Below are 13,769 nucleotides of genomic sequence, written 5' to 3' on the forward strand. Positions count from 1 at the left end.
GATTTTAGGCGGCTGTAGGAAAACTCTCACGTCGACCGAACGGGGTAGGCAGGATCCGCGGCTTTCCCGCCTCGTGCGCGGGTTGGGGCGTCAGCGCGGCCGAACGGCGCGGCGGCGCAGCAGCGCGGCCATGCCCAGCGCCACGGCCATCACGAGCAGGGACACGACGGTGGTCACCGTGCCGAGCGCATAGATCGAAGGCGTCGTGACGGTCGAGGTCAGGCCCTGCAGTTCGAGGGGGAGCGTGTTGACGTCGCCGATGGCCTGCGAGGTGCGGGCAATCTCGTCCCACGACAGGGTGAAGCCGAACATGCCGATGCCGACGATCGAGGGGCCGATCAGCGGCAGCACTACGTGCCGGAAGGTCTGCCAGGGCGTGGCCCCGAGGTCGCGCGCAGCTTCCTCGTAGGCCGGGTTGAAGCGGTTGAACACCGCGAACATGATCAGCAGGCCGAAGGGGAGCGTCCACGTCAAATGGGCGCCGAGCGCGGAGCTGAACAGGCCGAGCGCGGTGCCGTAGCCTTCGAGCAGCGTGGTGGCGTCCATGGCCGTCAGCAGGCTCTTGAGGCCGGTGTCGATGAGCCGGAACTGCAGCCCGATGCCGAGCGAAATGATGATCGACGGCATGATGAGGCTGGCCACCGTGACGAAGAACAGCGCGTTGCTGCCCGCGAGCTTCTTGCGGAACGCGAGCCCGGCCAGCACCGACAGCACCACCGTGAAGCCCATCACCACCGCGCCGAGCGCCAGCGAGCGCCGGAAGGCCGCGCCGATGTCGACGGTGCCCAGGCCTTCGGCCAGCTTGTGGAACCAGTGCAGAGAGACGCCGCGCAGCGGAAAGGTCAGGCCGCCCTCGGGGCCCTGGAAGCTCAGGATGAAGATCGTGATCATCGGGCCGTAGAGGAACAGCACGAAGAGGGCGAACACGATTGCCAGGGGCCAGAAGCCGGGGGCGCGTTGTTCTCCTATGCGTTGGCTCATCAGAGCTCCTTGCGAATGTCGACGAGCCGCGTCAGCCCCCAGATGATCATCAGCACCACCGCCAGCAGGATCATCGCGTTGGCCGCGGCCAGCGGAAACTGCAGGTACGAGGTCTGCACCTGGATGATCTTGCCGATCGATGCGATCTGCTGACCGCCCATCACGCCGATGGTGACGAAGTCGCCCATCACGATGGTGATGACGAAGATCGAGCCGATCAGGATGCCGGTGCGCGACAGTGGCACCACCACGTTCCACAGCGTCTGCCAGCCCGAGGCGCCCGCGTCGCTGGCGGCTTCGAGCAGCGAGCGGTCGATGCGCATCATGCTGTTGAAGATCGGCACGATCATGAACATCGTATAGAGGTGCACGAAGGCGAGCACCACCGAGAAATTGGAGAACAGCAGCCATTCGACCGGATGGTCGACGAGGCCGAGGCCCGCCAGCATCTGGTTGACCAGGCCGTTGCGCCCCAGGAGCGGCACCCACGAGATCATGCGGATCACGTTGGAGGTCCAGAACGGCACCGTGCACAGCACGAACAGCACCGTCTGCATGGTCGACGAGCGCACGTGGAACGCAAGAAAGTACGCCACCGAAAAGCCGATCAGCAGCGTGATGCCCCACACCAGCAGGCAGAACTTGAAGGTGCTCAGGTAGGTGTTGAGCGTGACGCACAGGTCGCCGTTGTCCGTGAGCTGAGAGCAGCCCTCGAACAGGCTCAGGTAGTTGCGCAGCGTCACCGCCGGGATCAGCTCGTATTCGTTGAAATTCCACAGGCTGACCATGGCGATCAGCGCCAGCGGAATCAGGAAGAACAGCAGGAACACCAGCGCGAACGGCGTTGCCTGCCACCACGCCTTCACCGTCAAAGCTCGCCCCCAGTCTTCGCGCACTTCGTGTCGCTACGCCAACCCCCTACCGGGGGCAACACCAGCGGCCCGGCAAAGCCGGTTCCGCGGTGTTTCGCGAAAGGGGCTCGCATGATCAGGCTGCGACGAACTCGTTCCACTTGCGAACCATGTACTCGTTCTCGTCCATCACCGCGTTCCAGCAGGCGATGCCGCCCATGCGCTGCTCGTAGCTGCCGCCGTCGCGCACCGCGCCGGTCTTGGCCAGCACGTCGCCGTTGGGGCTCTTGATGTCCTGCGAGGCCGGCTTGCCTTCCATCCAGTAGGCCCACTCGTAGGCTTCCATCTTGGCCTTGGCGGTGTCGAGTACGGCGCTGTAGTAACCCTGGCGGTTCAGGTAGGCGCCGGCCCAGCCGTCGAGGAACCAGTTGATGAATTCATAGGCGCCATCGAGCTTCTTGCCCGACAGCGTGGCCGGCAGGCCGAAGCCGGCGGCCCAGGCGCGGTAGCCTTCCTTCAGGGGCTGGAAGTTGCAGGCAATGCCCTTGGTGCGCACGGCGGTGACCGCCGGCGACCACATCGACTGGATCACCACCTCGCCCGAGGCCATCAGGTTGACCGACTCGTTGAAGTCCTTCCACAGCGCGCGGAACTGGCCGGCCTTCTTGGCTTCGATCAGGGTCTTGATCGTCAGGTCGATCTCGGCCTTGGTCATGTTGCCCTTGTCCTTGTACTTGTGGATGCCCTTGGCCTCCACCACCATCGCGGCGTCCATGATGCCGATCGACGGAATGTTCAGGATCGCGGCCTTGCCCTTGAATTCGGGGTTAAGCAGCTCGGCCCAGGAGCTGATGGGCCGCTTGATCAGGTCGGGGCGGATGCCGAGCGTGTCGGCGTTGTAGACCGTCGGGATGAGCGACATGAACTGCGTCGGCGCGGTCGCGAACTTCTTGCTCTTCTCGCCTTCGAGGTAGATCACCTTCTTGGGCGCGGTGCCCTGGTCGCCCACGGCCTTGCCGCCGACTTCGCCCTTGGTGAAGAGGGTGGTGATCTTGTCGGCGTTCTTGATCTTCTTGGTGTCGATGCCCTTGAGGTTGCCGGTCGGCACGATCTTCTTGAGCGAGAAGAACTCGGTGTCGATGAGGTCGAAGCTGTTGGGCGCGGTCACGGCGCGCTTGGTCACGTCGTCGGTGGTCACGGCCACGTACTGGATCTCGATGCCGGTGTCGGCCTTGAACTTCTCGGCGATCGCCTTGTCCTGGTTCACCGCCGTGCCCAGGTAGCGCAGCACGATTTTTTCCTGTGCATGCACGAAGGGCGCGATGCCCGTGGCCAGGATGCCGGCGGTGCCTTGCAACAGGGTGCGGCGCTGGACGCCGGCGGACGAGTCGATGGGGTCGGTCATGAAAGAGCCTCCGTATGAAAAGTGGCAGATGAAGGAACGGGGAAAAGCTGTGGTGGCGGCGCTTACGGGGCCGCGGCGAGTGCGCGCGCATCCGACTCGGCCCAGGCCAGGCGAACCGTCTCGCCTTGCGCGTAGGGGCTCGCGAGGAAGGCGGCTTCGCCCATCAGGACCGACACGTTCTGGCGGCCGGGCGGGGCCGCTTGCAGCGCCAGCCCGAGCAGCACGTAGGTGCCCTGGTACTCGACGTCGGTCACCGCCGCGGCAAGGCCACCTGGCGCGCCGCCGTCCGAAGCCGGGGCGATCCGCATGTGGTCGTTGCGCACGGCGATCGGGCCGGCGGGCGTGTCGAACACGTTGTGGCCGCCCATGAAGCGCGCCACGAATTCGTTCGCCGGGTGGTTGTAGATCTGGTGCGGAGAGCCGACCTGCTCGATCACCCCGTGGTTCATGACCACCATGGTGTCGGCCAGCGCCATCGCTTCTTCCTGTGAATGCGTGACGTGCACGAAAGTCAGCCCAAGCTCCTTCTGCCAGCGCCGCAGCTCGGCGCGCATCTGGATGCGCAGGAAGGGGTCGAGCGCCGACAGCGGCTCGTCGAGCAGCAGCACGCGCGGCTCGGTGATGAGCGCGCGCGCCAGCGCCACGCGCTGCTGCTGTCCGCCGGAGAGTTCGCCGGGCTTGCGTTCGGCCAGGTGGCCCATGGCTACGCGTTCCAGCAGGTCGCGCGCACGCTTCTGGCGCTCGGCCTTGCCGACGCCTTTCATCTTGAGGCTGAAGGCCACGTTGTCCGTTGCGGACAGGTGGGGGAACAGCGCAAAACTCTGGAACATCATCGCCGTGCCGCGCGCGGCCGCGGGCAGGTTCGTGATGTTGCGGTTGTCCAGCAGGATGTCGCCGCTGGTGACCGACTCGTGGCCCGCGATCATGCGCAGCGTGGTGCTCTTGCCGCAGCCTGAAGGGCCCAGCAGGCAGCAGTAGCTGCCGCTGGCAATGCGCAGGTCGATCCGGTCGACGGCGGCTGGCGTGCCGGCGGCGTAGCGCTTGCTCAGGGCAACGATTTCAACGGCGGCGGGAGGAGGCGCGGCGACGGCGTTCATGAGCGGGCGACGGACGCCAAAAGCGATCGGAAAGCGGGCATGCTGGCGTTAAGCACGCTCCATGCCACACCCCTGCGCCACACCCCCGTGCTAAAGCGCGGCGTTCGGGCGCGCGATCATCTTGGGCGTGATGAACACCAGCATCTCGACCTTGTTCACCACGCGTTCCCGCGACCGGAACAGGGCGCCGAGGTAGGGCACCTCGCCCAGCACCGGCACGCGCGACTCGTCGTTGGTTTCCGTCAGCTCGAAGATGCCGCCGATCACCACGGTGCCGCCGTTCTCTACCAGCACCTCCGTCTGCACGTGCTTGGTGTTGATGGCCGGCCCGGCCGAGGTGGTGGTGCCGCGGGTATCCTTGCTCACGTCGAGCGTGAGGATGATGTTGCCCTCCGGCGTGATCTGCGGCGTGACTTCGAGCTTCAGCACGGCTTTGCGAAACGAGATGGAGGTCGCGCCGCTGGAGGTCGCCTGCTGGTAGGGAATCTCCTCGCCCTGTTCGATCAGCGCCTTGGTCTGGTCCGCCGTCACTACGCGCGGGCTCGACACCAGCCGGCCCTTGCCCTCCGCTTCGAGCGCCGAGATCTCCAGGTTCAGCACGCGCGTGAGGCTGGAGTTGAACAGCGACAGCGAGAAGGTCCCCGCGCTATCGCCCGTGCCGCCCGCGTCGCTGGCCGGCAGGTTCACGAAGTTGCTGCTGGTGTTGCTCGTGCTCGTGCTCGTGCTCGTGGAGCTGGTGCCGAAGGAGGCGTTCTTGCCGCTGGCCCCGCCGCCCAGCTTGACGCCCAGCGACTTGCCGAAGGTGTCCGAGGCTTCGACGATGCGCGCCTCGATCAGCACCTGCCGCACCGGCACGTCCAGCTTGCGGATGAGCTCGCTCACTTCGGCCAGCCGCTGCGGCGTGTCGGTGACGAAAAGCTGGTTGGTGCGCACTTCGGCGATCGCGCTGCCGCGCGTGCTCAAGATGCGCGTGACCGAGGTGCTGCTGCCGCCGCCTCCCGAGGCGCCGCCGCCTGTCAGGCTTTGCGCCACCGTGGCGGCCTTGGCGTAATTGAGCTGGAAGGACTGGGTGCGAAGCGCGGCCAGGCTCTCCAGCGCGGCGTGCGCTTCGAGTTCCACTTTTTCCTTGGCGTTGATCTCGTCGCGCGGCGCGATCCACAGGATGCTGCCGTTCTTGCGTAGCCCCAAGTTCTTCGCCTGCAGGATGACTTCCAGCGCCTGGTCCCACGGCACCTCCTTGAGCCGCAGCGTCAGGGCGCCGGACACCGTGTCCGACGTCACCACGTTGAAGCCGGTGAAGTCCGCGATCACCTGCAGCAGCGCGCGCACGTCGACATTCTGGAAATTGAGCGTGAGCTTTTCGCCGGTGTATCCGGTGCCCTGGGTCAGCTTGCCCGGGTCGGTCTTGCGGGGGCGCACCTCGATGACGAACTGCTCGTCGGTCTGGTAGGCGCTCTGCTCCCAGTCGCCGTGCGAACTGATCGTGAGGCGAACCCTGTCGCCGAGCTGCTCCGCGTGCACCGCGTCGACCGCCGTGCCGAAGTCGGACACGTCGAGCCGGCGCCGCAGCGCGTCGGGCAGCGAGGCGCGCATGAAATCGGCCACCAGCGCCGAGCCCTGCCGCCGCACGTCCACGCCGAGCTGGCTGCTGCCCATGGCGATGAGCACGCGGCCGGCGCCGTCGCCGCCGCGCCGGAAATCGATGTCCCGCAGCGGCGTCGCCTGGCGCTCCCTGCCTTCGGCAAAACCGGCGTTGGACGGCGTCCTGGGCGGCTGGCCTGTTCCGGGCTGCAGCGAAACCAGGAGCGAGCGGCCCTGGATCTCCGCCTGGTAGGTGGTCGCGTGCTTGAGGTTCAGCACCACGCGCGAACGCTCGCCGGCCTGCACGACGTTGGCGGTGCGGAGATTGCCCAGGTTGAACTCGATCGCCGAGCGGCCCACGGCATTGGTGACGCCCGGAAAATCCAGCGCAATGCGCGCCGGTTCCTGCACCACGAAGCCGGTGGGCAGCTCGGCCAGCGGATGCGTGAAGTCGATGCGCACCAGTTCCACGTCGCCCCTCGCAGTGCTGGTGACGGCCTCGATGGCGTTCTGTGCGTGCGCGGCGATCGAGGCCAGCGAGACGAGCGCAACACCGATCCACCGTCGCAGGGCGCTCGGCGAGCGCGGACATATCTTCATGGTTCTCTCCGTCTTTTCTTGAGCGGGACGCGAGCGACATGCGCGCTCCGCGATGACGGGTTGAATGGTTTCGTCCAATGTGGGAGGAATCTCGCCGAACAGCGACCGATCGCAACTTGTGTTGCATGGATGCAATGGGCCGCGCCGGCAGCTCCGATATTCCGCTGCGCTGCCTCTTCGATTTCTCCGAATTTGCGGGGGACCATCGTGGCTGTCGAAATCCTCTGGAGCGCACGAATGGTGGCAAGTCGGTCAATGGTTGCGATGCTCATCGGTGCGCTGGGCATCGCTTGCGCAGGCTCCGGCGTCAGCGCGAGCCACGCCATGGCGCGCCCCTCGTTGACGCATGGCGCGGGGCAGCCCGCAGCGTCTGCCTCGCGTGCCTCGGCGGGTCCCTGGTGGCTGGCCTTCGAAAGCGAAACGCTGAATACGTTGGTTGCAGAGGCATCGCGCGGCGCGGCTTCCAATGGCCGCCTGGACATGCAGGCCCCGGAGGTCGGTGTCTCGGCGGCGTATGTCGGGCTGCTGGTCCAGATGCTGAGCCTGACCTACATCGACAGTGCGCGCGCCGCCGCACGGCGCCAGTTGCAACTCGTGTCCGCCAGCCCCGCACTGCACGACGATTTCCGCGAGGAGTTGAAGCACCGCGAAGCCGACGCGACTTCGTCGATGAAAAAGATCGATGCGCAGCGCGACGTTCAGCTCGCCTTTCTGGCCGCGCGCTCGCGCCTGTCCGCAGAGGCGCTGCAGAAGGCCATCGCCGATGAAGTCGCGGCGCGCAAGCAGCCTCGTTTGGCGCTGCCGCTGCCGCAAGCCCTGCCGGCGGCGCTGCTCGCGAACAGGGACGACATCCAGTTGGCCGCGGCGCTCTATGGCATCGATCCGCAAGCCGGGCTCGCCGGCACGATCGATGCCGCGGAAGACACGGGCGAGGGAGGCCAGGAGGCCGATACCGATCTCCCCGGCTACCCGCTCTTCCCGGAGGCCGTGGCGCAGGGCCGCGCAGAGGTTGCCGAGGCCCTGCGAAAGCTGCAGGCTACCAGCGATGCGGCGGCGGTGGCAAACCGTCGCGTGCGTGACGCGAAGGTGTCGTTCGAGCAGGCCAAAACGCGAATGAGCCGCGGCGAGATGTCGGAGGTCCAGGTGCTCGAGGAGTATCAGGCGTTGATGCTCGAGCTGCAGCGGCTGGCCATGTCGAATGGCAACCTGGCCATCGGCTGGATCGCCCTCATGGCCAGCCTCGGAAGCCGCACGCCGGTCGTGCTGCACGCGCCGCATGCGCCGGACGCCGCGGGACTTCGTGCGCGGCCCCGGATGGCCGGAGCTCTCTCTTTCTGATCGCCGCTCAGGTGCCGAAGCGGCCGGCGTCCGTGCCCACCGGCAGCGCCGCCGCGGCCAGCCCGCGCAGCACGTCGCCCACCACGATCACGGCGGGGCTCGCGAGCCCGGCCTCGGCAATGCCGGCCTGCAGCCGGTCGAGCGTGGTCGTGATGTGGCGCTGCTGCGGCAGGCTCGCATGCTGCACCACGGCCACAGGCGTGTCGCCGGGCAGGCCATGGAGCAGTTCGCGTTCGATGTGACCCGCGCCCGCCACGCCCATGTAGATGACGAGCGTGAGCCGCGCGTTGTGCGCCGTGGCCGCTAGCGCGCGCCAGTCGGTAGCGTCTTCGTGCGCGCCAGCGCCGGTCTTGGCATGGCCGGTGACGAACACCACGCCCTGCGCATGGTCGCGGTGCGTGAGCGGCACGCCGAGCGAGGTGACGGCTGCGAGGCCGGCAGTGATGCCGTTGATCACGGTGCACTCGATGCCGGCTTCGCGAAGGTGCTCGACCTCTTCGCCGCCGCGGCCGAAGATGAACGGGTCGCCGCCCTTGAGCCGGACCACGGTTTCGCCTTCGTGCGCCGCGGTGATCATGAGCCGCTCGATGAAGGCCTGGGGCGTGCTCTTGCAGCCGCCGCGCTTGCCCACGTGCACGATGCGCGCGCCGGGCCGGGCGTAGGAGGCCAGGATGCTTTCGCTCACGAGGTCGTCCACCAGCAGCACGGTCGCGGCCTGGATCGCCTTGACGGCCTTGATGGTGAGCAGCTCGGGGTCGCCGGGGCCGGCGCCCACCAGCGTGCAGCTTCCGGTGGCAAACGAAGAAATCGGTCTGTTCATGCGTGGGACGCCAGTTGCGTGATGTGCCTGACCTGCGTGGCGATGGCTTCAGGCACGGGAAGCTCGCCGTTCAATACGCGCCGCGTGTACTCGGCCGTGGTCGCGACGTCGATTTCTTTCGGCAGGCCGGGCACCTCGCTCGATGTGCCCGCGGCCTGGGCCTGCAGTTCGCTGCGCACGCCGCGCACGAAGCCGTCGATCTGCGCGGTGCGGCGCGGGTCGGAGACCACTTCGCCCTCGAGCCCGCGCGAGAGCAGGGCGGTCATGCCCATGAGCTCGAAGGTCTCGCCCATGGTGCGCGCGTACTCCGGATGCGTATAGCTTGCCACGATCACCGAGGGGCCGGTGGTCGGCTGCATCAGCTTGACCACGCTGTGGCCAGGGTTGCGCAGGCCCACCACGCGGCGCACGTCGAGCAGCCGCTTGAGGGCGGGGTTGAGCAGTTCGGTGGGCGCAAAACCCACTTCGCCGGACGGGATTTGCCTGACAGCCGTGAGCAGGGGCACGCCCAATGCCTCCAGCACGTTCGATGCGAGCACGCGCGATGTTTCGGTGGCGCTGCCGTGCACCAGCACCGGCAGGCCCTCGCGGGCGAGCAGCAGCGCCAGCAGCGGCGTGAGCACCGGCAGCTTGCGTGCGCCGTTGTAGCTCGGCAGCACGACGAGCGGGCGGTCGGTGGCGGGCAGGCGGTTGAGCCTGGCGTGCGTGGCATCGAGGAAACCGGCCATCTCCTCCGGCGTTTCGCCCTTGATGCGCATTGCGAGGCAGAAGCCGCCGATCTCCAGGTCGGTGACGGTGCCGTCCAGCACCTGGCCGAACAGATCGGTGGCCTGTTCGCGCGTCAGCGGCTTGGCGCCCCGCGCGCCGCGGCCGATTTCCTTGATGTATTGGCTGATTCCCATGGGTGCACGGATTGTCCCGCAATGCTTATGCCGGAAAGCAAGGCGGCTTATGCACCCTCCACCACGGTTTCGGCCGGGGTGGCCCGCACCATGCGCTTGAGTTCAGGCAGGCAGGAGCCGCAGTTGGTGCCGCATTTGAGTGCTCCTTGCAGCGAGGCCAGCCGCTCCTCGGGCGTGCCGCTGCAGCGGCCCAGCTCGGCCCGGATCGCCAGGTCGGTCACGTTGAAGCAGGTGCACACCGGCTGGCCGCGCGACTGCACCGCCACGGGCGCGCGGGCGCCGGGCGACAGCAGCAGCCGGCCGTAGGTCTGCGCCGGGATTTCCTCGCGCAGCAGGGTGCCGATCCAGGCCTCGGCGCTGGTGTCGCCGCCCAGCAGGAAGGCCTCCAGGCCGGCATTGCCGTCGGCGCGCCGCACCAGCCGTGCCACGCGGCGCTGGCCGCGGCGGCGGTCGGCGTAGCGCAGGGCATCGCTGCCGACGAGGCCGAGCAGCCCTTCGATGCGATCGATGAGTTCGTCCGCCGGTGCGTCGTGCGCGGCGGCGCGAAACAGGATGCCGCTGCGTTCCTCGCCCGGCGTGTTGCCAGAGAACGGCACGCAGGTGGCAAACGGGAACATCGCCATCAGCGGCTTGAGCGCCTGGTGCGCGGCAAGCGCCGTGTCGGGCGGCAGCCACGCCATGGCAAGCAGCGACCACGGCAGTTCGGCCTTGAGGATCTTGACCGGCGTGTGCTTGAGCTCGGGTTGCTTCGACGTGGGGCAGTAGACGGGGGAGGTCAGCGCATTGATGCCCGCCAGCGGCGTGCCGGTGGACGAGCATCCGCTCAGGTATTCCTCGCCCCAGTGCATGGCGACGAAAGCCTGGCTCAGCCCGATCTCGGCGCTGGCGCGCGCCGGCAGCAGGATGGAGCCGCGTTTCGAGGTGAGATGCACCAGGTCGCCGTCATTCAGCTGGCGGCGCGCCATGTCTTGCGCATTCATCTGCACCACCGGTTCGGCCACGTGGCCGAAGAGCCGGCCGACCGTGCCCGTGCGGCTCATGCCGTGCCACTGGTCGCGCAGGCGGCCCGTGTTGAGCGAGAACGGATAGCGCGCTTCGCGCGCCTCCGCCACCGGCTTGTAGACCGTGTCGACGAAACGGGCGCGGCCGTCCGGCGTCGGGAAGATGCCGTCTTCATAGAGGCGTGCGCGGCCGGTGGCCTCGCCTTCCTTCAGGGGCCATTGCTGCGGGCCTGCGGTGTCGAGCATCGCGTAGCTCATGCCGGTGATGTCGAGGTCGCGGCCGCGCGTGGATTCGCGGTGCTCGTTCCACACCCGTTCGGCGGAGTCGTACGGAAACAGCGTTGGGGCGCGGCCGAGCCGCTGTTCGAGCCGGCGCGCAAAGTCGACCGCGATCGACCAGTCGTGGCGTGCCTCGCCGGGTGCTGCCACCGCGGGGCGAACGCGCGAGATGCGGCGCTCGCTGTTGGTCACGGTGCCTTCCTTCTCGCCCCAGGTGGTGGCGGGCAGCAGCAGGTCGGCAAAGGCGCAGGTGGCGGTGGTTGAAAAGGCTTCCTGCACCACGACGAATTCGGCGCGCTCCAGGGCGCGGCGCACCGTGGCCTGGTCGGGCATCGACTGCGCGGGGTTGGTGCAGGCGATCCACAGCGCGCGGATCTCGCCATCGGCCGCGGCCTGGAACATCTCGACTGCGGTCTTGCCGGGCTTTTCCGGCACGGAGGGCAGGTTCCACAGCGCCGCCACTTCGGCCCGATGCGCCGGATTGGCCAGGTCGCGGTGCGCGCTCAGCAGGTTGGCCAGGCCGCCCACTTCGCGTCCGCCCATGGCGTTGGGTTGGCCGGTGAGCGAAAACGGGCCGGCGCCGGGCTTGCCGATCTGGCCGGTCGCCAGGTGCAGGTTGATCAGCGCAGCGTTTTTCGCGGTGCCGCTCGACGACTGGTTGAGGCCCTGGCAATAGAGGCTCAGCGTGGCCGGCGAGGTTGCGAACATGCGCGCCGCGGCGAGCAGGTCGTCCTTCGAGATGCCGCAGATCTGCGCCACCTTGTCGGGCGTGCATTCGCGCACCGTGGCCTTCAGCGCATCGAAGCCGCAGGTGTGGGCCGCGATGTAGCTGTTGTCGGTCCAGCCTTCCCAAAGCATCAGGTGCAGCATGCCGTTGAACAGCATCACGTCGGTGCCGGGCTGGATCGGCAGGAACAGGTCGGCGATCTCGACCGTGTCGGTGCGGCGCGGGTCGGCCACGATGATCTTCAGCCCGGGATTCGCGGCCTTGGCGTCCTCGATGCGGCGGAACAGGATCGGGTGCGCCCACGCGGCGTTGCTGCCCACGATGAAAAGGCAGTTGGCGTGCTTCAGGTCGTCGTAGCAGGCCGGCGGCGCGTCGGCACCCAGCGTCTGCTTGTAGCCGGCCACCGCGCTGCTCATGCACAGGCGCGAGTTGGTGTCGATGTTGTTGGTGCCGATCAGTCCCTTGGCGAGCTTGTTGAAGACGTAGTAGTCCTCGGTGAGCAGCTGGCCGGAGACGTAGAAGCCCACGGCGTCGGGGCCGTGGTCGCGGATGACCTGTTCGAACTTGTCGACAGCGCCGTCGAGCGCGGTGTCCCATGCGATGGGCGCCGGCTCCGCACCGCGCGCGGCCCGGCGCATGGGCTGCAGCAGCCGTGTCTGGCGCGTGACCGTGGCCGTGGCCGTGAGATGCAGTGTCGAGCCCTTGGTGCAGAGGCGCCCGAAGTTGGCCGGGTGGTCGGGGTCGCCGCGCACGCCGGTGATCTGCGCGCCGTCGGATTCGATGACGACGCCGCAGCCGACGCCGCAATAAGGGCAGGTGGAGCGAGTCTCAGCCATGGTTGGATAAGAGAAGGAGGTTGCGGCGTTCACATGCGCCGCGAAGCGGACCGCCGAAGGCGTGTCCGCAGCCCACGCCGCAGTAGGGGCAGGTGGAGCGAGTTTCTTCCATGGGTCGATGCCTTGTAGTGCGCCTAGCTGCCGTGCGGCGCCTGCACGTCGAAGCTCTCGTCGCCCAGCTTGCCGGCCGTTGCGGCGCCGGGGCCGGCACGCGGCGGAGCCAGATCGATGGCATGCGTCTTGAGTTCGAGCGCGTTCATCATGACCTGGCCATCTTCGACCTTCACCGCGAACCTGGGGGTGCAGCCCTCATCGGGCGACTTGGCGCAGCCGTCGTCCAGGCCGATGGCCCAGTTGTGCAGCGGGCAGGCCACGCTGGTGCCGAACACGATGCCCTGGCTCAAGGGCCCGCCCTTGTGCGGGCAGCGGTCGAGCAGCGCGAACACCTGGTCCTCGGCATTGCGGAACACTGCCACGTCCACGCCCACCGGGCGCGCCACACGGCGAGCCCCGAGCACGGGGATGTCGTCGATACGGCAGATGGTTTTCCATTCACTCATGATGGGGTCTCTAGGTTTTGAGGTCGGAATACATGCCTGTCACCCGGTCCATGATGGCCAGCATGTTTTCGCTGGTCACGAACACGTCGGACATGAGGGCGGGCGAGGTGCCGGCGCCTTCGAGGCGCTGGAGCCCGCGGTTGAAGAACATCCACTGCGCGTCCGCCAGCACCAGTTCCTGGCGGATCGGGGCGGTGGCTTCGGGCGCGTTGCGCAGGGTGTCCAGGCCGGCCAGGAATTCGGTGCGTGACTTGGCGATTTCGGCCGTGCTGCCGGCCGCGTCGATCTGCATCGCACCGGCCAGGTAGAACTTGGCCATGCGCTGCGACAGCATGCGCTGCCGGCCCGCGATGTTGACCAGCCGGCCCACGGACTTGCCCGAGGCGGCTTCGTACTGCGTGGTGCCCTGGTGCGCAAGCGCGAGCACGGCGGCGTCGAGCTTGACGATCCGGACGGCTTCTTCCTTGCCGGCGGTCGGGCCGGTGAGCTCGCGCTTGAACTCGCCCCAGGCGCCGTCGAGTGCGTCGTAGGTGCTGCGGATGGCAGGGCTCGGCGCAAAGGCCTTGAGTTCGGCCAGCTGCTTTTCGAACAGCACGATGGACTTGTCGAGCACCTGCTGGGCGTTGCGCGTTTCCACCTTCTGCGCCAGCGCGAGATAGGCCTTGCTCGCGCGCTGCGACAGCATGCGCTGGCGGCCCGCCTTGTTGATGGCATCGTTGAGGTCGGCCACCTGCGCACGGACGCCTGCAGCGGCCAACGCCGAGGAAGCGATGAAGAGTCTTCTTTTCAAG

The 13,769-nt window shown here is 67.6% G+C and carries 11 protein-coding genes; 1 reads left to right on the forward strand and 10 read right to left on the reverse strand.

Going from position 1 to position 13,769, the window contains the following annotated elements:
• Positions 1-90 precede the first annotated feature (90 nt).
• The 5 genes from ACAM55_RS07475 to pilQ all read right to left on the reverse strand — a co-directional run bounded on the left by ACAM55_RS07475 (position 91) and on the right by pilQ (position 6,515).
• Positions 91-981, reverse strand: a complete 891-nt coding sequence (locus tag ACAM55_RS07475) for an ABC transporter permease (protein ID WP_369655402.1) — start codon at positions 979-981, stop codon at positions 91-93.
• Entirely contained in the window at positions 981-1,877 is an 897-nt protein-coding gene (locus ACAM55_RS07480) for an ABC transporter permease (RefSeq protein ID WP_369655403.1), read from the reverse strand. Before ACAM55_RS07480 ends, ACAM55_RS07475 begins: the two co-directional genes overlap by 1 nt.
• Positions 1,878-1,968: 91 nt before the next feature.
• Complete coding sequence (locus tag ACAM55_RS07485) at positions 1,969-3,237, reverse strand: PotD/PotF family extracellular solute-binding protein (protein WP_369655404.1); 1,269 nt, start codon at positions 3,235-3,237, stop codon at positions 1,969-1,971.
• Positions 3,238-3,299: 62 nt separating this feature from the next.
• On the reverse strand, positions 3,300-4,334 hold the full coding sequence (locus tag ACAM55_RS07490; protein WP_369655405.1) for an ABC transporter ATP-binding protein: 1,035 nt from the start codon (positions 4,332-4,334) through the stop codon (positions 3,300-3,302).
• A 90-nt stretch (positions 4,335-4,424) separates the two neighbouring features.
• Entirely contained in the window at positions 4,425-6,515 is a 2,091-nt protein-coding gene (gene pilQ / locus ACAM55_RS07495) for a type IV pilus secretin PilQ (protein WP_369655406.1), read from the reverse strand.
• A 264-nt stretch (positions 6,516-6,779) separates the two neighbouring features.
• On the opposite strand from pilQ, the gene ACAM55_RS07500 reads away from it, so the two are divergent.
• Positions 6,780-7,853 carry a hypothetical protein gene (locus ACAM55_RS07500; RefSeq protein ID WP_369655407.1) on the forward strand — a complete coding sequence of 358 codons (1,074 nt, stop codon included), beginning with the start codon at positions 6,780-6,782 and terminating at the stop codon, positions 7,851-7,853.
• Between the two features lie 7 nt (positions 7,854-7,860).
• On the opposite strand, the gene cobA is transcribed toward ACAM55_RS07500, so the two are convergent.
• The 5 genes from cobA to ACAM55_RS07525 form a co-directional block, all read right to left on the reverse strand.
• Positions 7,861-8,673 (reverse strand): uroporphyrinogen-III C-methyltransferase, encoded by an 813-nt coding sequence (gene cobA, locus ACAM55_RS07505; RefSeq protein WP_369655408.1) that lies wholly within the window; start codon positions 8,671-8,673, stop codon positions 7,861-7,863.
• Positions 8,670-9,575, reverse strand: coding sequence for a DNA-binding protein YbiB (gene ybiB, locus ACAM55_RS07510; protein ID WP_369655409.1), 906 nt, complete (start codon positions 9,573-9,575; stop codon positions 8,670-8,672). The genes cobA and ybiB overlap by 4 nt, the downstream gene beginning before the upstream one ends.
• Positions 9,576-9,622: 47 nt before the next feature.
• Complete coding sequence (locus ACAM55_RS07515) at positions 9,623-12,418, reverse strand: molybdopterin-dependent oxidoreductase (RefSeq protein WP_369655410.1); 2,796 nt, start codon at positions 12,416-12,418, stop codon at positions 9,623-9,625.
• A 134-nt stretch (positions 12,419-12,552) separates the two neighbouring features.
• Positions 12,553-12,978: a nitrite reductase small subunit NirD gene (nirD, locus tag ACAM55_RS07520; protein ID WP_369655411.1), complete on the reverse strand. Its 426-nt coding sequence runs from the start codon at positions 12,976-12,978 to the stop codon at positions 12,553-12,555.
• Positions 12,979-12,988: 10 nt separating this feature from the next.
• Positions 12,989-13,768 carry a type IV pili methyl-accepting chemotaxis transducer N-terminal domain-containing protein gene (locus ACAM55_RS07525; protein ID WP_369655412.1) on the reverse strand — a complete coding sequence of 260 codons (780 nt, stop codon included), beginning with the start codon at positions 13,766-13,768 and terminating at the stop codon, positions 12,989-12,991.
• Position 13,769 lies beyond the last annotated feature (1 nt).

The sequence above is a fragment of the Variovorax sp. V213 genome (genome assembly GCF_041154455.1).
In the GTDB taxonomy this organism is placed as follows: Bacteria; Pseudomonadota; Gammaproteobacteria; order Burkholderiales; family Burkholderiaceae_C; genus Variovorax.

Excerpts from the sequence above, each read along its gene's own strand:
- ACAM55_RS07475 (WP_369655402.1), bottom strand. The coding sequence starts at position 981 with ATGAGCCAACGCATAGGAGAACAACGCGCCCCCGGCTTCTGGCCCCTG.
- ACAM55_RS07485 (WP_369655404.1), bottom strand. The coding sequence starts at position 3,237 with ATGACCGACCCCATCGACTCGTCCGCCGGCGTCCAGCGCCGCACCCTG.
- ACAM55_RS07490 (WP_369655405.1), bottom strand. The coding sequence starts at position 4,334 with ATGAACGCCGTCGCCGCGCCTCCTCCCGCCGCCGTTGAAATCGTTGCC.
- pilQ (WP_369655406.1), bottom strand. The coding sequence starts at position 6,515 with ATGAAGATATGTCCGCGCTCGCCGAGCGCCCTGCGACGGTGGATCGGT.
- ACAM55_RS07500 (WP_369655407.1), top strand. The coding sequence starts at position 6,780 with ATGCTCATCGGTGCGCTGGGCATCGCTTGCGCAGGCTCCGGCGTCAGC.
- cobA (WP_369655408.1), bottom strand. The coding sequence starts at position 8,673 with ATGAACAGACCGATTTCTTCGTTTGCCACCGGAAGCTGCACGCTGGTG.
- ybiB (WP_369655409.1), bottom strand. The coding sequence starts at position 9,575 with ATGGGAATCAGCCAATACATCAAGGAAATCGGCCGCGGCGCGCGGGGC.
- ACAM55_RS07515 (WP_369655410.1), bottom strand. The coding sequence starts at position 12,418 with ATGGCTGAGACTCGCTCCACCTGCCCTTATTGCGGCGTCGGCTGCGGC.
- nirD (WP_369655411.1), bottom strand. The coding sequence starts at position 12,978 with ATGAGTGAATGGAAAACCATCTGCCGTATCGACGACATCCCCGTGCTC.